The organism is Rhodococcus sp. PD04, assembly GCF_035918275.1.
Taxonomy (GTDB): Bacteria; Actinomycetota; Actinomycetes; order Mycobacteriales; family Mycobacteriaceae; genus Rhodococcus; species Rhodococcus rhodochrous.
In genome coordinates this window covers 106828-126723 of sequence record NZ_CP142143.1, presented here as the reverse complement: position 1 = coordinate 126723, position 19896 = coordinate 106828, and the positions used below count along the sequence as shown (strand labels likewise).

21 protein-coding genes are annotated in these 19896 nt (G+C 70.3%); 11 read left to right on the top strand and 10 right to left on the bottom strand.

Annotated features, from left to right (window positions below; all coding sequences use genetic code 11):
• Position 1: 1 nt before the first annotated feature.
• Genes U9J23_RS00585 through U9J23_RS00575 form a run of 3 tightly spaced genes read left to right on the top strand, consistent with a single transcriptional unit; the run spans position 2 to position 1575 of the window.
• Positions 2-343 carry a cupredoxin domain-containing protein gene (locus tag U9J23_RS00585; protein ID WP_145690282.1) on the top strand — a complete coding sequence of 114 codons (342 nt, stop codon included), beginning with the start codon at positions 2-4 and terminating at the stop codon, positions 341-343.
• Positions 340-663 carry a cupredoxin domain-containing protein gene (locus U9J23_RS00580; RefSeq protein WP_272266386.1) on the top strand — a complete coding sequence of 108 codons (324 nt, stop codon included), beginning with the start codon at positions 340-342 and terminating at the stop codon, positions 661-663. Before U9J23_RS00585 ends, U9J23_RS00580 begins: the two co-directional genes overlap by 4 nt.
• Before the next feature lie 60 nt (positions 664-723).
• Positions 724-1575: a methylamine utilization protein gene (locus U9J23_RS00575; RefSeq protein ID WP_272266384.1), complete on the top strand. Its 852-nt coding sequence runs from the start codon at positions 724-726 to the stop codon at positions 1573-1575.
• Positions 1576-1636: 61 nt separating this feature from the next.
• On the opposite strand, the gene U9J23_RS00570 is transcribed toward U9J23_RS00575, so the two are convergent.
• Positions 1637-3214, bottom strand: coding sequence for a TM0106 family RecB-like putative nuclease (locus tag U9J23_RS00570; protein ID WP_272266425.1), 1578 nt, complete (start codon positions 3212-3214; stop codon positions 1637-1639).
• A gap of 149 nt (positions 3215-3363) precedes the next feature.
• Between U9J23_RS00570 and U9J23_RS00565 the strand changes: the two genes are divergently transcribed.
• The 5 genes from U9J23_RS00565 to U9J23_RS00545 are packed head-to-tail and all read left to right on the top strand — an operon-like array spanning position 3364 to position 6757.
• Positions 3364-4047 (top strand): DUF6474 family protein, encoded by a 684-nt coding sequence (locus tag U9J23_RS00565; RefSeq protein WP_016695404.1) that lies wholly within the window; start codon positions 3364-3366, stop codon positions 4045-4047.
• 35 nt (positions 4048-4082) lie between these two features.
• Positions 4083-4574: a hypothetical protein gene (locus U9J23_RS00560; RefSeq protein WP_272266381.1), complete on the top strand. Its 492-nt coding sequence runs from the start codon at positions 4083-4085 to the stop codon at positions 4572-4574.
• 34 nt (positions 4575-4608) lie between these two features.
• The gene (locus tag U9J23_RS00555; RefSeq protein WP_085468723.1) at positions 4609-5283 is read left to right on the top strand and encodes a YcnI family copper-binding membrane protein; all 675 of its coding nucleotides are present in this window, start codon (positions 4609-4611) and stop codon (positions 5281-5283) included.
• Complete coding sequence (locus U9J23_RS00550; protein WP_085468722.1) at positions 5280-5813, top strand: copper resistance CopC family protein; 534 nt, start codon at positions 5280-5282, stop codon at positions 5811-5813. Before U9J23_RS00555 ends, U9J23_RS00550 begins: the two co-directional genes overlap by 4 nt.
• Positions 5814-5818: 5 nt before the next feature.
• On the top strand, positions 5819-6757 hold the full coding sequence (locus tag U9J23_RS00545; RefSeq protein ID WP_230824151.1) for a copper resistance D family protein: 939 nt from the start codon (positions 5819-5821) through the stop codon (positions 6755-6757).
• A 79-nt stretch (positions 6758-6836) separates the two neighbouring features.
• On the opposite strand, the gene U9J23_RS00540 is transcribed toward U9J23_RS00545, so the two are convergent.
• The 7 genes from U9J23_RS00540 to U9J23_RS00510 form a co-directional block, all read right to left on the bottom strand.
• Positions 6837-7475, bottom strand: a complete 639-nt coding sequence (locus tag U9J23_RS00540) for a UdgX family uracil-DNA binding protein (RefSeq protein WP_106200840.1) — start codon at positions 7473-7475, stop codon at positions 6837-6839.
• Positions 7476-7494: 19 nt separating this feature from the next.
• Positions 7495-10677: an acetyl-CoA carboxylase family protein gene (locus tag U9J23_RS00535; protein ID WP_272266376.1), complete on the bottom strand. Its 3183-nt coding sequence runs from the start codon at positions 10675-10677 to the stop codon at positions 7495-7497.
• A 71-nt stretch (positions 10678-10748) separates the two neighbouring features.
• Positions 10749-11501: an ABC transporter permease gene (locus tag U9J23_RS00530; protein ID WP_145709222.1), complete on the bottom strand. Its 753-nt coding sequence runs from the start codon at positions 11499-11501 to the stop codon at positions 10749-10751.
• 38 nt (positions 11502-11539) lie between these two features.
• Positions 11540-12139, bottom strand: coding sequence for an isopentenyl-diphosphate Delta-isomerase (idi, locus tag U9J23_RS00525; protein WP_059382050.1), 600 nt, complete (start codon positions 12137-12139; stop codon positions 11540-11542).
• 52 nt (positions 12140-12191) lie between these two features.
• The gene (locus tag U9J23_RS00520) at positions 12192-13163 is read right to left on the bottom strand and encodes a phytoene/squalene synthase family protein (protein WP_085468717.1); all 972 of its coding nucleotides are present in this window, start codon (positions 13161-13163) and stop codon (positions 12192-12194) included.
• Complete coding sequence (gene crtI, locus U9J23_RS00515) at positions 13156-14775, bottom strand: phytoene desaturase family protein (protein ID WP_059382048.1); 1620 nt, start codon at positions 14773-14775, stop codon at positions 13156-13158. Before crtI ends, U9J23_RS00520 begins: the two co-directional genes overlap by 8 nt.
• On the bottom strand, positions 14772-14903 hold the full coding sequence (locus U9J23_RS00510; RefSeq protein ID WP_255247728.1) for a hypothetical protein: 132 nt from the start codon (positions 14901-14903) through the stop codon (positions 14772-14774). The genes crtI and U9J23_RS00510 overlap by 4 nt, the downstream gene beginning before the upstream one ends.
• A gap of 170 nt (positions 14904-15073) precedes the next feature.
• Between U9J23_RS00510 and U9J23_RS00505 the strand changes: the two genes are divergently transcribed.
• From U9J23_RS00505 to U9J23_RS00495, 3 genes are read left to right on the top strand one after another with little or no spacing between them, the layout of a single operon-like run.
• Positions 15074-15847, top strand: a complete 774-nt coding sequence (locus tag U9J23_RS00505; protein WP_059382047.1) for a DUF427 domain-containing protein — start codon at positions 15074-15076, stop codon at positions 15845-15847.
• Positions 15844-17271 carry a DHA2 family efflux MFS transporter permease subunit gene (locus tag U9J23_RS00500; RefSeq protein WP_059382046.1) on the top strand — a complete coding sequence of 476 codons (1428 nt, stop codon included), beginning with the start codon at positions 15844-15846 and terminating at the stop codon, positions 17269-17271. The genes U9J23_RS00505 and U9J23_RS00500 overlap by 4 nt, the downstream gene beginning before the upstream one ends.
• Before the next feature lie 12 nt (positions 17272-17283).
• Positions 17284-17529 (top strand): hypothetical protein, encoded by a 246-nt coding sequence (locus tag U9J23_RS00495; protein WP_059382045.1) that lies wholly within the window; start codon positions 17284-17286, stop codon positions 17527-17529.
• Here the strand turns inward: U9J23_RS00495 and U9J23_RS00490 are convergent.
• Together U9J23_RS00490 and U9J23_RS00485 are read right to left on the bottom strand one after the other, a co-directional pair.
• Entirely contained in the window at positions 17498-19051 is a 1554-nt protein-coding gene (locus U9J23_RS00490; RefSeq protein WP_326600857.1) for a succinic semialdehyde dehydrogenase, read from the bottom strand. The genes U9J23_RS00495 and U9J23_RS00490 overlap by 32 nt on opposite strands.
• 66 nt (positions 19052-19117) lie before the next feature.
• Positions 19118-19858, bottom strand: a complete 741-nt coding sequence (locus U9J23_RS00485) for a GAF and ANTAR domain-containing protein (protein WP_059382043.1) — start codon at positions 19856-19858, stop codon at positions 19118-19120.
• Positions 19859-19896 lie beyond the last annotated feature (38 nt).

Here is a 19896-nt window from a genome sequence, read left to right as displayed (position 1 = left end):
CATGAAGAAGTTTCTTTCCGCGATCGCGGGCACGACACTCGCGATGGGACTGCTGACCGGATGCGGCAGTGCGGACGCCGACGAACCCGCCGTCGTCATCGAGGTCTCCAACATGTCGTACAGCCCGGCCTCGGTCACCATCGAGAAGGGCCAGACCGTGCAGTGGCACTTCGACGACTCGGGCCTGCCGCACGACGTGGCCGGTGACGGACCGCTCGAAGGTGACCTGAAGAGCGAACTGCTCACCGAGGGCACCTACGAGTACACCTTCGACGAGGCCGGCACGTTCACCTACCACTGCACGCCGCACCCCGCGATGGTCGGCACGATCATCGTCGAATGAGGCGGATCCGGTGGGGCGTGGCCGCGTTCGCGATGCTGGCCGCGACCTCGTGTGCGGGCTCCCCCGCCGGGCCGGACGCGGAGATCGTCGTGCGCGACGTGCACTTCGCACCGGTGGACGTGACCGTACCGGTGGGCGGCACCGTCCGGTGGACGTTCGACGACGGCGGGGTCCTGCACCACGTCGGATCGGAGGACGAGTTCGACAGCGGCATCACCCCCGACGGGAGCTTCGAGCACACCTTCACGACGCCGGGCGTCTACGAGTACCACTGCTCGGTCCACCGGTACATGACCGGAACCGTCACCGTGACCGGGTGACGGACAACGCCGTCCGCCGTCCGATCGCACCCTAGAGCACCACAGCAAAGGAGCATCCCAATGACGGAAACACTCGTGCGTGAGCCCCTGGCTCACCCACCCCTCGGAGTCGACGTACCGGAGATACGCCCGACGCTCGAGAGCGCCGTCGCGAAGAAGACCCGCGGGGGCCTGATCGCCGGTGCCGCCGCAGTCGGCGCCGCCGGCGGCCTCGTCGCGGCTCCCTCGACCACGACGGCCATGACCGCCGCGGTGATCGCGACCGGTGCGGTGACGGCACTGGCCGCCAACTGGTCGACCTGCGGCATGTCGGTGGCCGGCGTGGTCGCCGCACCGAAGCAGCCGGGACGCCGCGGGTCGTCGACCCCGGTGCGCCGCCTCGGCTGGCACGCCCTGGGATCGCTCGCGACGGGCGTTCCCACCGGCGCACTCTTCGGTGCACTCGGTGCGCTCGTGACCGGCTCGGTGCCGTGGGCGTGGATGCTCGCGGCCTGGGGCGTGATCGCACTCGGCTACGGCCTGCACGAGCTGGGCATGATCACCCTGCCGACGCCCATGCGGCGTCAGCAGCTCCCCCGCCATCTGCGGCGCACGATGGCGCCGTGGAAGGTGTCGCTGCTGTTCGGCGCGCTCATCGGCCCCGGCTTCATGATCTTCATCCGGTCCAGCGCGTACTACCTGCTGGTCCTCGGCGTGATCGCCTCCGGTTCGCCGGTGCTCGGCGCCGCGATGTTCGCGACCGTCAGCCTCGGTCGCTGCATGCCGAGCGTGCTGGCCATCCTGCACACCCGCCGCGGTGGTTCGATGCCCGGCTTCCTGTCGGCGATGTGCGTCATCGACCGTCGCGTCCAGACCCTCACCGGCGGTGTCCTCATCGCCCTGGCGGCCTTCGCTCTTGCCGCACTGGTCTGATCTCCCGTGCGTGGTTCCGGTGGCCGAGGCCGCCGGAACCACGCACGTGGCATGCTCTGCGCTACAGGTCCTCGACGAACGGGATGTCGAGCACCGCGCGATCGCTCATCCACTCGCGCAGGACCTTCGTGGCGATCACGTCGTCCTCGTTGTACTCGAGCAACCGCACACGCTGCGCCGGATCGGGCTCGCCCGCCATACCCACGGCCTCGCGGTACCAGCTCATCGACGCCTCACCCCCGGCCTCGGCGTCGCGCCAGTGATGCCCCGCGATCGGTGCGATCTTCTTGAGCCCCTTGCCGTTCGGGCACACGAACTGGTCGGTGACGGCCTGGAAGATGTCGACCCACTCGTTCGAACCGATGAACGCCTTGACCTCCGCGAGCTCCGGCACACCCGGGAATCCGTGGAACCGCCGCGCCGACGACAGCAACCACTTGTCCTCCGCCGACCGCGAATAGCAGTAGGCCGCAAAGGTCTTCCCGCGACGTTCGGCCGCGCGCCGCTGGTCCGACAGCCAGCGCCAGAACTCGGCGAACGAGCGCGCCTCGTCGTCGGTCGGCACGGGCTCCCACGTCGCGAACGGGATGTACTCGGAGGACGATCCCGAATTGAGCAGCGTGCCCCACAGATAAGCGCCGTGCTCGTGGTAGCTCTCCATGTCGATGTCGACCTCGACGTCGGCGCGGTGGACGTGCACGTGCCGGTAGCGACGCACGAGCGGCGCACCGGCGATCCACGCCCGCGCCGTGACGATCGCGTCCTCGAACGAACCCTGCGGCCACGCCTCGGGTTCCTCGCCCTCCCACCGGGCGAGGCCGTCGATGGTGTGCACCTCGAGTTCGCGCAGCACGGCGGCGCGTTGCCCCGGCGCGACGAGCGACACGTCCCGGGTGACGGTGAGTTCGGCGCGGCAGCGGTCCCACCACGGGCAGGTCTTGCACTCGCCGATCTGCGACGGCGCCGTCGGAGTGAGACCCCGCGCGATCTCGAGTCGGTCCGCCAGGCGGGCGTCGTAGTCGTCGAGGATCTGGTCGAGATCGTGCACGAGGATGCAGTCGCCGCCGTATCCGATCGCGCCGGCGACCTTCGCGGGGCTCGCGAGTCCGTGACGTTCGAGCATCCGGTACAGGTGCGCGAGGCGCATCTGGTCGCGCACCTGACTGCGCACCTTGCGGGTCTCGTCGACGGCGGGTGCCCACGCGAACAGGTCGGTGGTGAGCGCGCCGCGTCCGGGATCGGTGACCTTGTGGTTGACGACGATCACCGGGATGTAGCCGCCGCGTTCGGCATCGCGCAGCAGGATCTCCGAGCGGCCGCGGCGTCCGGTGTCGGGTTCGCTCGGCAGCACCGCACCCCAGATGCGGTCGGCTCCCGCGCGGCACGCGTCGAGGGTGCGCTCGGCGCGCTGCGACATCGGCCCTTCCGGGGCGATGAGCACCCACCCGTCCGGGTCGGCGTCGAACAACGTCTGACGGATCGCCTCGCGATGCGCAGCCGCCGCCTCCTGGCGTTGCCGCGCACCCGGATTCTCGGGTGCACCTGCGAGTTCGTCGGGGAAGGTGGCGTCGAGATAGACCCGGTGGCGGCACCTCGTCAGCGCAGCGGCCTCGAGGGAGACGGCTGTGCGCTGTGACACTCCGCGTTCGGGCCGCGGTAGTTCTCCGGTTGCGTCCACGACATTCCAGGGTATTCCCTGCACAGGCGACGGCTCGCAGCAGCACCGTCACGTTAGGCTGACGCGGGGCGCCGGAGCGTCGTGTCGTACCGAATGGAGGGTGCTGTTCGATGGGGTTGTTCACACGGAAGCGTCGCGCGACTCGCAGGGCGGAAGCGAAGGCGCTGAGGACCAAGGCGAAGCTCGAGGCCAGGCTGGTCGCGAAGAATCGGCTCAAGAACGACCGGCGGGCAGCGAAGGCCCAGGCGAAGATCGACAAGAAGCTCGCGAAGTCGCAGGTCAAGCTCGACCAGGAACTCGTGAGGTCGCAGGCCAAGGTCGAGAAGGAACAGATCGCGACCCTCAAGGCACAGAAGAAGGCCGCCGAGAACCAGGGACTCACCGCGGCGAAGGTGCGCCGCTATCTCGGCGTCGCGCGTCTGCTCGCGCCGGTGCTCGTCCCGATCGTCTACCAGGCCGTGACGGCGCTGCGCGGTCAGCTCGACTCGCGTCGCGCGCAGCAGCTCGGCGTGCCGATCGAGGAACTGGGTTCGTTCACCGGTCACGGTGCCCGGCTCAGTGCCCGCATCGCGGGTGCGGAGCAGTCGCTCGCGAAGGTCGAGCAGCGCAACCCCAAGGACGCGGAGACGCAGAAGTTCGCCACCGCGACCCGCGAGCGCCTCACCGATCTGACCGCCGCCGTGCAGACGGCCGAGCAGATGCCGGCCGCGCGCCGGAAGTCGGCGCACGCGGCGATCTCGTCCGAACTCGACGGCATCGAAGCGGATCTGCTCGCGCGCCTCGGCGTGCGCTGATACGGCCTGCACATCAGGAACGAGCACGACCGACAGTGACCAGGTACCCGACCGTTCTCGGCACCACCGCGGGCATCGCCACCGCGGTGCTCGCGGTGGCCGCCCACGGCGCCGCCGGCGGTGGTGTGCCGACGGGACCGGTCGCGGTACTGCTGGTCGCGGTCGCGGCGATCGTCGGGATCCTCGGCGCGCACCAGCCGTCGCTGTCCCCGCTCGTGCTCCTCGCCGGTGGGCAGGCGGCCACGCACGTCGCGCTCACCGTGCTGGTGCCCGGCCACGAACACCTGTCGGTGTCCATGCTGGGCGCCCACATGCTCGCCGTCGCCGTATGTGCGGTGCTGCTCACCGCCGCGGCCCACGTGTACGCGGCGTGCGGCACTGCGCTGCGGGTCGTGCTGCTGCGCGGCCCCCGTGTCGCCGCACCCGCCGTGCTCACTCCCACCTCGTCGACCGACCGGCTCGTGTGGGGACGCGCACCCCCGGCCATCTCGCGGAGAGGACCACCGCTCGCCACGGCTGCGCTGTGACGATCGATCCTCCAACCACGAGAAAGACCCATACATGTTCGAGTTCTCCCGTCGCGCCCTCGTGGGCGCGACAGCAACCGCTGCGCTGATGGTCGCGGGCGCCGGCATCGCCTCCGCCCACGTCACCGTCGTCGCACCCGGAGCCGAGCAGGGCGGTTACACCGTCCTGACGTTCCGGGTCCCCACCGAGTCCGAGACCGCCGGCACGACGGCCGTCACCGTCGAGCTTCCGGGCCTGCGCTCGGCGCGCACCGAGCCGTTGCCCGGCTGGACGGCGACCGTCGAGAAGGATCCCGAATCGCAGCTCGCGACCTCCGTGACGTGGACCGCCGAGCCGGACGTGCAGGTCGGGCCGGGACAGTTCCAGCAGTTCGTCCTGTCCGTCGGGCCGCTGCCCGAGGAGGACGAGGTCTCCTTCCCCGCGATCCAGACCTACAGCGACGGCGAGGTCGTGGCGTGGGACGAGATCGCGACCGGCGACGAGGAGCCCGAGCGTCCCGCCCCGAGTCTGACCCTCGCGGCGAGCAGCGGTGACGGGCACGGCGGCAGCGGCGACGCGCACGTCACCGACACCGGACAGACCGCCGCGGCGTCGGAGGGCACCACGACCGACAGCACCGCGCGGTGGCTCGGCGGTATCGGCCTGGTCCTCGGCGCGCTCGGCGCCGCACTCGGCCTCGGCGCCGTGATCCGGGGGCGGCGGGCATGAAGCGCATCCTCGTTCTCCTCGCCGCGATGATCGCGGCACTGACCCTGTCCGTCGGTTCCGCGGCCGCCCACTCGGTGGTGCTGTCGAGCTCGCCCGAGGACGGCGAGCAGATCGCCGAGGCACCCGATCGGGTGACGGTGACGTTCAACGAGAACCTGCAAGAGCAGTTCGCGGCCCTGACCGTCGTCGGGCCGGACGGCAACCTGTGGTCGAAGAGCGACCCGATCATCGAGGGTGCGACCGCAGCCGTCGAGCTCGACGGTCTCGGTCCTGCCGGTGAGTACACGATCGCCTACCGGGTGACCTCCGCCGACGGGCATCCCGTCAGCGGGACCCGCACCTTCACGCTCACCCAGGACGGGACCGGCACGCCCGGTGAGGCGGCGTCCGGTGACACCGCGACCGGCGAGACCGGCGCGGAGTCGGACGAGAGCGACAGCAGCGGACCCGCCGTGTGGTGGTTCGTCGTCGCAGGTGTCGTCGTGGTCGCCGCAGGTCTCGCCTTCGCGCTGCGCAAGCCGAAGGCCTGACCCGCATGATCCCGGAACGCCGGCAGTGGCTCGTCGTGGCCGCTGCCGGCGTTGCCTTCGGAACCGTCGCGGGCATCGCCGTGGCCGGTTCCCTCGCCCTGCCCGCCCCGTCGAGTTCGGTGCGGGCGATCGGGTTGTGCGTCGGCTCGACCGTGCTCGGACTCGCGGTCCTGGCCGTCATGGTGCAGCGGCAGCGCCGTCCCGCGGTCTCCTCCGAGACGCTGTGGCGGACGATCGCCGCGCTCGGCGGTGTCTGGCTCGCGCTCGCGAGCGTCGACCTCGCCTGGGCCGCGTCCACCGCGGCCGATGTTCCCGCCGTAGACCTGGACGTGGGACGGTTCGGGCAGTTCCTGGCCACCACCACGGGACGCGTGGATGCGGCGGCGTGGGTGTGCATCGCCGCGATCGTCGTCGTCGCCGCGGTGGCGTACCGCCGGTCGGCGTCGTGGTCCACCCTGCCGGTGCTCGTCGCCGCGGCGCTCACGTTGATCGCCCGCCCGGTCACCGGGCACATGGCGCAGCAACCGTTGGGGTCGCTGTTCAACGCCGTGCACGTGCTCGCGGCCGCGGTGTGGTTCGGGGTGCTCGTGGCGCTGGCCGTCACCGTGCGGGGCCGTGGCGCGTGGGCGGAACTGCTGCCGCGCTACTCGCAGCTGGCCGTGCGCTGTGTGGTGGCGTTGGTGATCACGGGCGTGGTCGACGCGGCGGTGCGGCTCGGTTCGGTCTCCGCGCTGCTGGGCACCGGTTACGGACGCGTCGTGCTCGCGAAGGCGATCGTGCTGTGCGCCCTGCTGGGGCTCGCGTGGAACTGGCGGCGCAACTGGCTCCCGGCAGCCTCGACGCACCGCCTGCAGGAGGAGGAGTCGTTGCGCAACGCCGTCCTCGAGGTGTGCGCGATGTCGGTGGCGCTCGGGCTCGCGGCCGGGCTCGCGACCACCGGCTAGGACGTCACAAGGTTACGACGGCCGAGCCGTCACAGCGCTACGACGGCCGAGCCGTCACAACGCTACGACGGACGAGCCGTCACAACGTCGCCGCGCGTTCCAGATCCTGCACGAACGAGCGGAACATGTCGTCGCGCTGCGATTTCGCCCGCAGCACCGCCGACGGGTGCACGGTGACGACCACCGCCGGATCGCACGACCCGCACAGCTCCTCCGGCAGGTGCAGGACCTCCCCGCGGTGCTGGGTGAGCTTGAAGTCCTTGCCGAGCAACGACTGTGCGGCGGTGGCCCCGAGGCACACCACGACGTCGGGGCGGACGGCGTCGAGTTCGGCCTCGAGCCACGGTCGGCACGCCGCGACCTGCCCACCCGACGGTTTCTTGTGGATCCGTCTGCGGCCGTTGGCGGACCGGTCGAAGCGGAAGTGCTTGACGGCGTTGGTCACGTACACCGTCCCGCGATCGATGCCCGCGCGTTCGAGGGCCTTGTCGAACAGGTGTCCCGCGGGCCCGACGAACGGTTCTCCCGCGAGATCCTCCTCGTTGCCCGGTTGTTCGCCGACGAACAGCATGCGCGCGTCGCGCGCCCCTGCCCCGAAGACCGTCCGCTCGGCGGCCCTGTAGAGATCGCATCCCCGGCATCCCGCCGAGGCGGCGGCGAGGTCGGCGAGGTCGCGGCTGTCGGGTACGTACTGCTGCGCGCCGGGATAGGTCACCATGGCTGTCGCATACCCGGGTTCACCGCGGTTGCACCAGTCGCGCGATCCAGGCGCGACTGTCGGCGGGGTCGATGACGTCGTCGAGTTCGAAGCTCGTCGCCGCCTGCAGCGCCTTGCCCTGCTGGTAGGCGAGGGCGACGAGCCGGTCGAACAGTTCCTCGCGCTCCCGGGGTGTCTCCGCGGCGTCGAGTTCCTTGCGGAAGCCGAGCCGCACGGCCCCTTCGAGTCCCATCCCGCCGATCTCCCCCGTCGGCCACGCGACGGTGAATTCGGGTGCGTGGAAGGATCCGCCGGCCATCGCCATCGCGCCGAGGCCGTAGCCCTTGCGGAGGATGATCATGCCGAACGGGACGGTCAGGCGTGCACCGGCGACGAAGAAGCGTCCGAAGCGGCGCACGGTGGCGTCCTTCTCAGATTCCGGTCCGACCATGAATCCCGGTGTGTCGCACAGGCTCACCACGGGCAGCCGGTGCGATTCGCACAGTTCCAGGAAGTCCGCGGCCTTGTCTGCGGCCTCCGCGTCGATCGCCCCGCCGAGGTGGGCGCTGCTGTTGGCGAGCACACCGTAGGAGGCGCCTTCGACACGCATCAGGGCGGTGACGATGCCGACGCCGTGGTCCGGGCGCAGTTCGAGCACCGATCCGACGTCGGCGATCGCATCGATCGCCGACCGCACGTCGTAGGCGCGGAGCCGGTTCTCCGGCACCACATGTCGCGCGAGACGCGGGTCGGGCGCCTGCCGGTCCTCGTGCGGCGCGGTGAAGTAGGCGAGATATCTCCGGGCGACGTCCACGGCGTGCGCCTCGTCGCGCGCGGCGACGTGCACGACACCGTTGCGACGCTGCACGTCGATCGGTCCGATCTCCTCGGGGCGGTGCACCCCGAGTCCTCCGCCCTCGATCATCGCGGGGCCGCCCATGCCGATGTTGGCGTCGGGGGTCGCGATGAGTACGTCGCACACCCCGGCGAGTGCGGCGTTGCCCGCGAAGCAGCGGCCGGAGACGACCGCGACGGTGGGCACGCGTCCGCGCAGCGACGCCATCGAACGGAAGGTGGGCAGGTCGAGGCCCGCACCGGAACCGGCGTCGACGTCCCCCGGGCGCCCGCCACCACCCTCGGCGAACAGCACGAGCGGCACCCGCCGCCGGGCGGCGAGTTCGAGCAGCCGATCGGTCTTGCGGTGGTTGTTGCGGCCCTGGGTGCCCGCGAGAACGGTGTAGTCGTAGGACATCACGACCACCTCGGTCCCGCCGATCCGTGCGGTGCCGCCGACGAGTCCGTCCGCGGGGGTGTTCGCGATCAGGTCCTCCTCGCTGCGGCGGCCGCGCTGGGCGGCAAGGACGAGCGGTCCGTATTCGACGAAGCTGCCGTCGTCGACGAGGTCGGCGATGTTCTCGCGCGCCGTGCGCCGGCCCCGCCCGTGCCGCTTCGCCACGACCTCGGGCCGCGCCGCGTCGGTGGTGACCTCGTGTCTGCGACGGATCTCGTCGAGGTCGGCACGGTCGGCGTCGAGGTCGACCGCGGCGATGTCGTCCGTCGTGGTCTCCGCATCGAGCACGCGGACCACCGCGAGCACCGTGCCCGGGTCGACGGTGCGGCCCGGCTCGACGAGCACGCGCTCGACCACGGCACTGCCGGGTGCCCGGATCTCGTGTTGCATCTTCATCGCGTCGAGCACGGCGAGCGGCGCACCGGCCGCAACGGTGTCGCCGGCGCGGGCGATCTCCACGACCGTGCCGACCATCTCGGCGTGCACCGCGTGTTCGTCGGCGCGCAGATCCGTGTACTCCACCGGCGCGGTCGTGGCAGCGTCGACGAAATCGGCGAGGCGCTCCCCCAGCCACGCGGTGTGGACACTCTCGGAACGGAACTCCTTGTCGTCCAAGATCTTCTGCAGGAGTTCACGGTTTGTGCCGACACCGTCGACGACGAACTCCCCGAGCGCCGTCGACGCCTTGCGCAGCACGGCCGCGCGGTCTCCGGAGCGCACGTACGCGACGACCTTGGCGAGCAGCGAGTCGTAACGTCCGGTCACCCCGAGGCCGGGTCGGCCGTGGGTGTCGACGCGGATGCCCGGTCCGGTGGGTGGCGTGAACGCGGTGAGCGTCCCGGCGGCGGGCAGGGCGATGCCGTCGGCGCGCGGTGTCTCGGCGTTGACGCGCACCTGCACCGCGATGCCCTGCGCCGCCGCAGGACACCCGTCGATCCCGTTGCCGTCGAAGGTGATTCCTGCGGGGAGACCGAGTTCGTCGAATCCCGCCCCGCGAGCGATCGCGATCTGGGCCGCCACGAGGTCGACGCCGGTCACCTCCTCGGTGACGGTGTGCTCCACCTGGATCCGGGGATTGACCTCGAGGAACACGAAACCGTCGCCGTGGACGAGGAATTCGACGGTGGACAGTCCGTGGCATCCGACCTGCCCGATCAGCCGGACGGCCGCACCGTGCAGCGCCTCCCGCAGGGCGTCGGGCAGGTCGGGTGCGGGTGCGATCTCCACGAGCTTCTGATGCCGGCGCTGCACGCTGCAGTCGCGGTCACCCAACGCCATCGCGCGGGTACCCGACCCCGACTCGGCAGCGACGACCTGCACCTCGACGTGCCGGGCACGCTCGACGAGCGCCTCCGCGTACAGCCGGTCGTCGTCGAAGGCGGCGTGTGCTTCGGCCGCGGCGAGCCGGATCGCCTCGTCGAGATCCGCGGCATCGCGGACCACGCGCATGCCACGACCGCCGCCGCCCGACAGTGCCTTGACGACGATCCCGCCCGGACGGTCGCGCAGGAAGGCCCGCACCGACTCCGGCTCCGTCGCCTCGACGGCGGCGGTCACCGGGATGCCGAGTTGCTCCGCCACCGCGCGGGCGGCCCGCTTGTTGCCGAGGATCCGCAATGCTTCCGGGGACGGTCCGACGAAGGTGAGCCCGGCGTCCGCGCAGGCCTGCGCGAAGGCGGCGTTCTCGCTGAGGAATCCGTAACCCGGGTGCACGAGCGTGCATCCGGTCGCCCGGGCGACACCGACGATCGCCTCGGGATCGAGATAGGCCGAGGGACCGGACCCCGGCAGGGCCTCGGCTCGTGTGGCGGCGCGGACGTGCGGAGCGTCGGCATCGTCCGCGGCGTGGACCGCGACGGTGTCGAGTCCGAGGTCCCCGGCCGTGCGGACGACACGCAACGCGATCTCACCCCGGTTGGCTACGAGCAGCATCGACGATCCTTCCCTCGGCAGCGGTTGTATCCACTCCTACTCCGATGGCACCTGCACCGCAGAGCGCCGTCTCACACGACGACGACGGGGCGGTGACGTAGGGCGCGACCGAGGCCGAGCGCCATCAGCACGGACGTGATCGACGCCGTCGCCATGATCGCCGCGAGCACGACCACCTGGAAGCGTCCGGCCTCCACCGGCGACAGCCCGCCGAAGATCGCGCCGACGAAGGCTCCGGGCAGGGTCACCAGTCCCGTCGTCCTCGTCTGATCGGTCGACGGGATCATCGCCGCGTGCACGGCGAAGCGAGCGGGGGCGAGCGTCGCCTGCCGCATGGTCGCGCCGAGCGCGAGCCAGCCCTCCACCTCGGACCAGTGGTCGTCGACGGTTTCGTGGAAGCGGCGACCTGCGAGGGTCGCGACCGTCATGGTGTTGCCGATGATGATGCCGCCGAGCGCGAGCGCGTAGCGCGGGGTTGCCTCCACCGCGCCGGTCGCGAAGACGACGCCCGCCGCGACGAGCACACCGGCCGACATCGCGGCGGCCGTCGCCCCGCGCACGACGGCCTCGTTCCCGATCCGCCGGCAGGCCGTCCACCACGCGACGGTGAACATCACGACGAGCACCACCGCGACCCATCGGGCGTCGGTGATGACGCCGGAGAGCACGACGCTGATGAGCGCGAGCTGGACCGCGCCGCGGGCGATGGCGCCGACGGGCGCGAATCGGTGCGGAACCCGGAACGCCCACAGCACCGCCGTCGAGATCGCGGCGAGGGCGAGGACGCCGACGATCGTGCGGATCAGGACGGTCGGGTCGATCACAGGGTCGACGTTAACGACCCTGTGGGCGGGATGAGGCCCTATCGGAGCTCGGGTGCCGTCCTGTCGGGTGCGGCGGGCGGCAGATCGGCGGCGGACGCCACGGGCCAGCGCAGCGGGTCGGGACCGAGCTTACGGAGCTGCTCCACCTGCTCGCGGCACCACACCGACACCTCACGGCGTCCCTCGACGACGTCCTCGGAGAACTCCGTCCAGTCGACCCACTCGGTGTCGTGCACCTCCGACGGCTCGGGGACCGGCGCCGGCCCGTCGTAGAGCACGCGGAAGACGGGGCAGATCTCGTTCTCCACGATGCCGTTGTCCATGACCGCCCGGTAGCGGAAGGACGGCAGGACCACCTCGATGTCGTGCACGTCGAGCCCGAGTTCCTGATGCAGCCGACGGCGCACGGCCTCGGTGAGCGGCTCGTCCGGCGCCGGATGACCGCAGCAGCTGTTCGTCAGGACACCGGGGAAGGTCGACTTGTCCAGGGCGCGCCGGGTGAGCAGAACGTTGCCGTGGGGGTCGAAGACGTACGACGAGAAGGCGAGGTGCAGCGGGGTGTCCGTGGTGTGCACCGTGGCCTTCGGTTCGATCCCGACCGCGCGACCTGCATCGTCGAGCAGCACGACCTGTTCCATGTGATGTCCTGTTCTGTATTCGTGTCCGGATTCCGGTTCGGCCGGACGGGCGTCACCGGCCGAGCAGCGGCGCGGTGGGCGTCCCCAGTCTCGACCGTGAACGCAGCGTGGTCCAACCGGCCGAGGCCAGCCGCGGTGCCGCCACCGACAGGCGCCGGCGCCGCGACACGCGTGCGCGCTGGTGGAGTACCCGGTATCCGCTCTCCTCCACCGCCCGCAGGATGTCGCCGTACAGGACGAAGGCGGTCCGCATCGCGGGACGCACCTTGGGGTCGAGCAGGTCGATGCCCGGTTCGGCCACGCGGTAGATCGAGCGGGTGTGCGCGATCAGGTGTGCGAGAGCGCGCTCGAGCCGCACGTCGCGCTGCCCGGTCGTGCGGCAGTGCCACAGCAGGTCCTCGTCCACGTCGAAGGCGGCGAGGATGTCGGTGGGCAGGTAGATGCGGTCGCGGTCGAGGTCCTCGCCCATGTCGCGGATGAAGTTGGTGAGCTGGAATGCCTCGCCGAGCGCGGCGGCGGGGGCCTCGGCCCGTTCGCGTGCGCCCTCGATCCCGAGGATGGGCAGCATCTGCAGTCCGATGACGGCGGCCGAGCCGTACATGTACTCCGACAGTTCGTCCATCGTGCGGTACCGCGACCGGAACAGTTCGGTGCCGGGGATGTCCATCCGCATCGACCGCAGGAAGGCGTAGTAGTACTCGTGCGGGATGTCGTACCGCTGCGTGGTGTCGACGAGGGCCCGCAGCACGAGACCGAATTCGTCGTAGGTCGGCGGCCTGCCCCCGAGCGCATCGGAGAGGCGGCGCTCGAGCGCGTCGAGAACCGGTGCCGCGTCGACCGGTTTCACGTCGACGATGTCGTCGACCATCCGCGCGAAACCGTAGAGGGCGTGCACCCCGGCCCGCTTGGACGCCGGGAAGATGCGGGTCGCGAGGAAGTAGGTCTTGCCGTGTCGCCGGTTGAGCTCACGGCACAGCTGATACGCCTCGTGCAGCTCGGGATCGATCCCGTCGAGTTCACCCATGAGCAACCGCACCTGCTTCCATCGGAATCGACATCGTCGTGGGACCGGCGGTCGCGCCACCGGAGATTCGTTCTGCGGCAAGACGCCCGGAGATGAGCACGGTCGGGACGCCGACACCCGGCGTGGTGCCCGACCCGGCGAGGACGAGATTGTCGACGCCGTGCACGAGGTTCGGGCGGCGGAAGGGTCCGGTCTGCCGGAACAGGTGCGCGGCCGAGAAGGGGCTGCCGTCGAGCATGCCCTTGTCTGCCCAGGTCTGCGGGGTGTCGAGGTGGTCGACCCGCATGGAGCCCGCCAGTCCCCGGTAGCCGCGCTGCTCGAGGACCTGCTGGATCTCCCGCATGTAGGGCCTGCCGAGGCGCTCCCAATCGAGGGGTGCGGCAGCGAGATTCGGGCACGGCGCCAGCACCGAGACCGGCTCGCACTCGATACCGTCCCGCACGACCCGCAGGGACGGATCGGTCACGGCGGGTCGCGTGATGAGCAGGGACGGATCGGCCATCAACCGGCCGCGGCCGCGCGGCGCGGTGATCCGCGCGAAGGTCTCCGCCCACTCGGCACCGAAATCGATGGTGTGGTGGGAATCCGGCCAGGCCTGTGTCACGTCGGTGGGCACCGTGCCGTGGAAGACCACGGCCGAGGGCGATGCGACGGTGGCGCTGCGGGCGCGGCGGCGCGGCGGGACCCCGGCGCGCAGCAGCAGATCGTCGACCACGGGCAGGTCCACGGTGAGGACGACGGCGTCGGCGGCGAACTCCCGGCCGTCCGCGGATCGCACGTTCTTCGCGCGGCCGCCGTCGACGCGGAGTTCCGACACCTCGACGCCGGTGTGCACGGTGCCGCCGTTGCGGACGAGCGCATCGACCATCGCGGCGGCGATGGTGGACATGCCGCCCTTCGGGAAGTAGACGCCGAGCGAGGTGTCCATGTGGGCAATGGCGCCGTAGACCGCCAGCGCCGTCGACGGTGCGGTGCCCGCGTACAGGGCCTGGAAGGTGAAGATGCGCCGGAGACGGTCGTCCCGGATGAAGGATCCGACGCGCGATCCGAGTCGGCCGAAGCCGCCGAGCCGGACGAGGTTGGCGGTGTCCCGCAGCGCCGCAGGTGTCGACACGAGGTCGAGCGGCGAGTCGAAGTTGGAGTCGATGTAGCGGTCGAACTCGGCGTCGAAGATCGATGCGAGCCAGCGGCGCAGCCGCCGGTATCCGCCGGCCTCGTCGGGACCGCACACGCGCGCGATCTCGGCGGTCATCTCGTCCGGATCGGAGTACACGTTCAGGGCGGTGCCGTCGGCGAAGCGCGCGTGGTAGCCGGGTGCGAGCGGGGTGAGGTCGAGCGCCGGGGTGGTCGAGCCGAAGGATTCCCCGACGGCCGTGAGCGCGTCGGCGATGAGGTTCGGCATCGTCAGCACGCTGGCACCGTTGTCGATGTCGTAGAGATGCTGCCCGTCCTCGAACACCGGGTACGTACCGACGCGGCCACCGACCGTGTCCTCGCGTTCGAGGACGGTGACGCGCTTGCCGGCGCCGGTGAGGTGGAGCGCCGCGGACAGTCCCGCGAGGCCCGCACCCACCACCACGACGGATTCGACGGAGCCGCCGACGGACCTCACGCCTTTGCTCCCTGCACGCGCGGGGTCGTCTGCTCCGTGCGCGTGCGCGCTTCCATGAACAGCTGGAGGAAACCCACGGGCGGGTGCGGGTGCCGATTCTCGTTCTGCCGGGCTTCGTAGTTGGGCATGATCGGTGTTCCTCTGGTCGTCGCCTGAGCCGCAGGGGCGTGCGGAGTGTCGGTCGGTTCGGGTGACGGCCTTCACGCCGTCTCTTGCCGTATTCGGAGCCGGTCGCCGCGCGGATGGGTCGGGCTTCCGGATTCGTCCCGTCCCTGGACGGGCGCGATACGGTCGAGGTATGACCGCCCGCAAGACCGCTGTGCTCCGACGGCCGCCGGAGACCGACGACTACCTCTACGAACCCGTCGATCGCAGGATCCGAGGTGAGTGGTTCGGCAGGAAGGTCGTCGACAGCACCCGGGCCGTGCTGGTGTGGGCGCCCGGCAAGCCCGTCCCGTTCTATGCCTTCCCCCGCGAGGACGTCCGGCTCGACCTGATCTCGGCGTCCCTGTCGCCGAGCCGCTCCCGGCAGGACGTGTGGCAGTGGTACGACATCGTCGTCGGCGACCAGCGGGCCTATTCACCGGTCTGCCAGCTCGACGTCGACGGGCTCGACGACCGTCTCGTCTTCCAGTGGTTCCGGTGGGGTGAGACCGGGTCGGGTGACGACGTCGACGAAGGCGAGCGGTGGTTCGAGGAGGAGACCGAGGTGTTCACCCATCCGCGCGACCCCTATCACCGCGTCGACGCCCTGCGCAGCTCCCGGCACGTGCGGGTGGCCATCGGCGACGTCGTGGTCGCCGAGACCCGCAATCCCGTGCTCGTGTTCGAGACCGGCCTCCCGACCCGCTACTACCTGCCACCCGAGGACGTCGACTTCTCGGTGCTCGAGGAATCCGAGTGGCGGACGAGCTGCCCCTACAAGGGTGTCGCGCGGTACTGGTCGTTCTCCGGGACGCCGCCGGCCGAGAACGTCGCATGGTCGTACCCCGAGCCGTTCCCCGGCATGGAGTTCATCGAGGGATACGTGTGCTTCTACGACGACGCTGCGGAGATCACGGTCGAGGAGTGAGTGCGTCGGCTGCGGGACGCAGCGCTGCCCCGATCCCCGAACCTCGGGCCTGGCGTGCGCTGGCGGCCCTGTGCGTGGGTCTGTTCATCACCCTGCTCGACCAGTCGCTCGTGGCGGTGTCGTTGCCGCGCATCCGCGAGGATCTGGACGCGAGCATCAACCAGGTGGTGTGGGTGTCGGCGGCCTATCTGCTGACCTTCGCGGTTCCGCTGCTGGTCACCGGTCGTCTCGGCGACCGATTCGGTCAGCGCAACGTCTACCTGGTGGGCATGGCGATCTTCACGGCCGCGGCCCTCGCGTGCTCGATGGCGCCGACGATCGAGTGGTTGATCGCGCTGCGTGCGGTGCAGGGGCTCGGCGGGTCGCTGATCAACCCGCAGCCGCTGAGCATCATCCACCGGATCTTCGCGCACGACCGGCGGGGCGCGGCCACCGGTGTGTGGAGCGCGGTGGCGAGTTCGGCGGGTCTGTTCGGCCCCGTCCTCGGTGGGGTGCTCGTCGGTACCGGCGGGTGGCGGTGGGTCTTCTTCGTCTACATCCCGCTGGGCCTCATCTCTCTGGTGATGGTCGCGCGGTACGTGCCGAAGCTGCCGACCGGTGCGCGTCGCATCGACGTGCTGAGTGCCGTCGTCTCGCTGGTGGCGGTCACCGGGGTCATCTTCTCCCTGCAGCAGGGCCCCGAGGTCGGCTGGACCGTGTGGGTCTGGGTCGTCCTCGGTATCGGGATCGTGGCATTCGGGATGTTCGTGCGACTGCAGCGAACCGCGGCGGCCCGCGGCACCGAGGCGCTGGCCCCGCTCGGGTTGTTCACCCGCCGCAACTTCGCCCTCGGAGTGACCGCCGTGGCGACGCTGGGTTTCACGGTCTACGCCGTGAACCTGCCGATCATGCTCTACCTGCAGGTCGGTCAAGGGCTGTCCGCGCAGGTCGCGGGTCTGATGCTGGTGCCGATGGGTGTGATCTCGGTGATCATGGCGCCGGTGATCGGACGCGTCACCGATCGGGTCGCGCCGGGTCGGATCTCCCGGATCGGTTTCTCCGCGATGATCGCGGCGATGCTGTCGTTCGGTGTGGCGATGCACCTCGGGGTGTCCGTCGGCTGGCTCCTGATCCCGATCGTGCTGCTCGGTTTCGCCAACTCGTTGTGCTGGGCCCCGAACTCGACGATCTCGCTGCGCGACCTGCCCGGTGACCTCGTCGGTGCCGGTTCGGGCGTCTACAACACCGCCCGGCAGGTCGGCGCGGTGCTCGGTGCGGCCGCCCTCGGCGCGGTGATGCAGATGGGCGAGGGGACGCTTGCGTTCGGTGCCGCGATGGGCAATGCGGTGCTGCTCCCGGTGATCTTCCTCGTGGTGGGGCTGGTGGCGGTCTCCCGTTTCCGCGAGGCCGAGATCCGGCCCGCCACCGATCGCCAACGTCGGTGAGAATAACGATCTGTGAACCGGCATCGACGATCCGATTCGCTGACCCCCGGTGCGGTCCGGGCACTGCCCGACGCGCTCCGGCACCCGGTTCTCGAGGCGTACAACGATGCGCTCGTGCCGATCTACCTGTACATCGCGCCGCTCGTGGTGGCCGCGGGGGTCCTGCTGTGTCTCGTCGTCGAGAAACCCCTCGCGACCACCATCGTGCGGAAGAACGATCCGGTGCCTAGCGACCCGGCAACCACTGCATCGACTTGACGAAGGGGGCGAGCATCTTCGCCCACACCCGCCGCGGTAGTCCGCGCGGGCCGTCGAGATTGAGCAGTCGCGTCGTTGCGATGGTCTGCGCCTCGGTGTACTTGTACAGGCCCTCCGCGCCGTGGCGACGGCCCATGCCGGAGATGCCCATCCCGCCCATCGGCGCGTCGGTGCTGCCCCATGCCGGGGCGTATCCCTCGTCGACGTTCACCGTGCCGGCACGCACCCGCGCCGCGATGGCCTCGCCCTGCGCCTTCGTCGCCGCCCACACCGACGCGTTGAGTCCGTACTCGGTGTCGTTGGCCTCGCGGATCGCCTCCTCGACGTCGTCCACCGGGTAGATCGACACCACCGGGCCGAACGTCTCTCCCCGGTAGCACTCGGCGTCCTCGGGCACGTCCGTGAGCACCGTGGGTTCGAAGAACAGCGGGCCGAGGTCGGGCCGCGCCTTTCCGCCGGCGACGACGGTCGCGCCCTTGGCGACGGCGTCCTCGACGTGCCGGGTCACCGTCTTGACCTGGCTCTCGCTGATGAGGCAGCCCATCTCGGTGCCGAAGTCGTAGTCGGGACCGAGCGACATCTCGCGCACCCGCGCCCCGAACATCCGGATGAACTCGGGGGCGATCGACTTCTCGACGTAGATCCGCTCGATCGAGATGCACAGCTGCCCGGAGTTCGAGAAGCACGCCCGCACCGCGGCGTTCGTGACCTCGCGCAGGTTCACCCCGGCGGTGACGATCATGGGGTTCTTGCCGCCGAGTTCGGCGGAGAACCCGATGAGGCGCCGGCCGGCCTGCTCGGCGAGCAGACGTCCGGTCTCCGACGAACCCGTGAACATCAGGTAGTCGGTGTTCTCGACGATCGCGGTGCCCACCACGGTGCCGGGACCGGTGACCACGGCGAAGACGTCGCGGGGAACACCGGCCTCGTAGAGGAGTTCGACGACGGCGAGCGCGCAGTAGGGCGTCTGGCTGTCGGGCTTGAGCACCACGCTGTTGCCGGCGAGCAGGGCGGGGATCGCATCCGAGACCGCCAGCGTCATCGGGTAGTTCCACGGCGCGATCACGCCGACGACACCCTTGGGATGGTGCAGGACGGTGGTCTTCGTCAGGCCCGGCAGCATGCCCGTGGCCTTGCGGGGGCGCAGCAGCTTCGGTGCGACGCGCGCGTAGAACCGCGCGGTCATCGAGATGTCGAGCACCTCTTCCTGCGCGGAGACCCGGGACTTGCCGGTCTCGGCCTGCGCCATGTCCATGAGCTGCTCGCGCCGGGAGAGCACGAGTTCGCGGTAGCGGTGCATGATCACGGCACGCTTCTCGACGGGGAGCTTCGCCCACGCGACCTGCGCGGTGCGAGCCCGGTCGATCGCGGCCTTCGTGTCCTCGGCCGTGCCGACCGGCACGGTGGCCAGTTCCCGTCCGGTGTACGCCTCGACGACGGGGCGGGTGGTCCGCTCGGCGGCGTCGGGGATCGCGATGAGGTCGGCAAGACGCTGGAAGGTCGCAGCGCTCGGAGCTGGCATGATGCACCCCTACCGGTGAGTAGTACTTGCGGTTTCACCAAACCTACCCGGGCGGGGTGTGTGCTGTCACACAGACGTGGGGTCGGCCTCCGCCTCGTGCTTGTGCTCGTCGCCCTTGCGCTCGGTACCGGCCTCGACGATCCGCCGGGCGATCTCGGCGAGGGGGACGTTGCTGTCCTGCGAGAGCTTGCGTAACAGTTCGAAGGCCGCGACGGCGTCGATACCGAAACGTTCCATGATCATGCCCTTCGCCTGCCCGATGATGTCGCGGGTCGCCAGGGCGGACGCGAACTGCCCCTGACTGCGCGCCGCGCTCATCGCCATCGCCGCGTGGGCGGCCAGGACCTCGGCGGTCGCCTCCGCGAGAGGACCGAATGCGTCGGCCTCGAAGGAGAACATGTTCAGCGCGCCCATGCTCTCCTGATCGAGATACAGCTGGAACGACAAGGCGCCGAGCACACCCGCATCCACGGCGGCCTTCGCAAAACGTGGCCAGCGTGTTTCCGTCCGAAGGTCGTCGGCGCGCACCACGAGGTACTTGAAGCTCGCATCGAGGCACGGACCCTCGCCGAACTGTTCCTGGACGTCGTCGAGGTGCTCGGCGATCTCCGAGGTCGCGGCGAGGGAACGGAAGTGCTTGCGTCCGGTCACGATGAGGATGTCGGCACAGGCGGCCCCCTTCACCAGTTCGACGGCCGCCGCCGTCACACCGCGCAGAGTCTCGTCGAGATCGGTCGGACGGTAGAAGCCACGCGCCAGCTGCGCGATACGACGACCGAGATCTCCGTCTTCCGACGAACGTGTCATGAGAACATCCCTCTCCGGCGGACAAGCTCATTACCCGA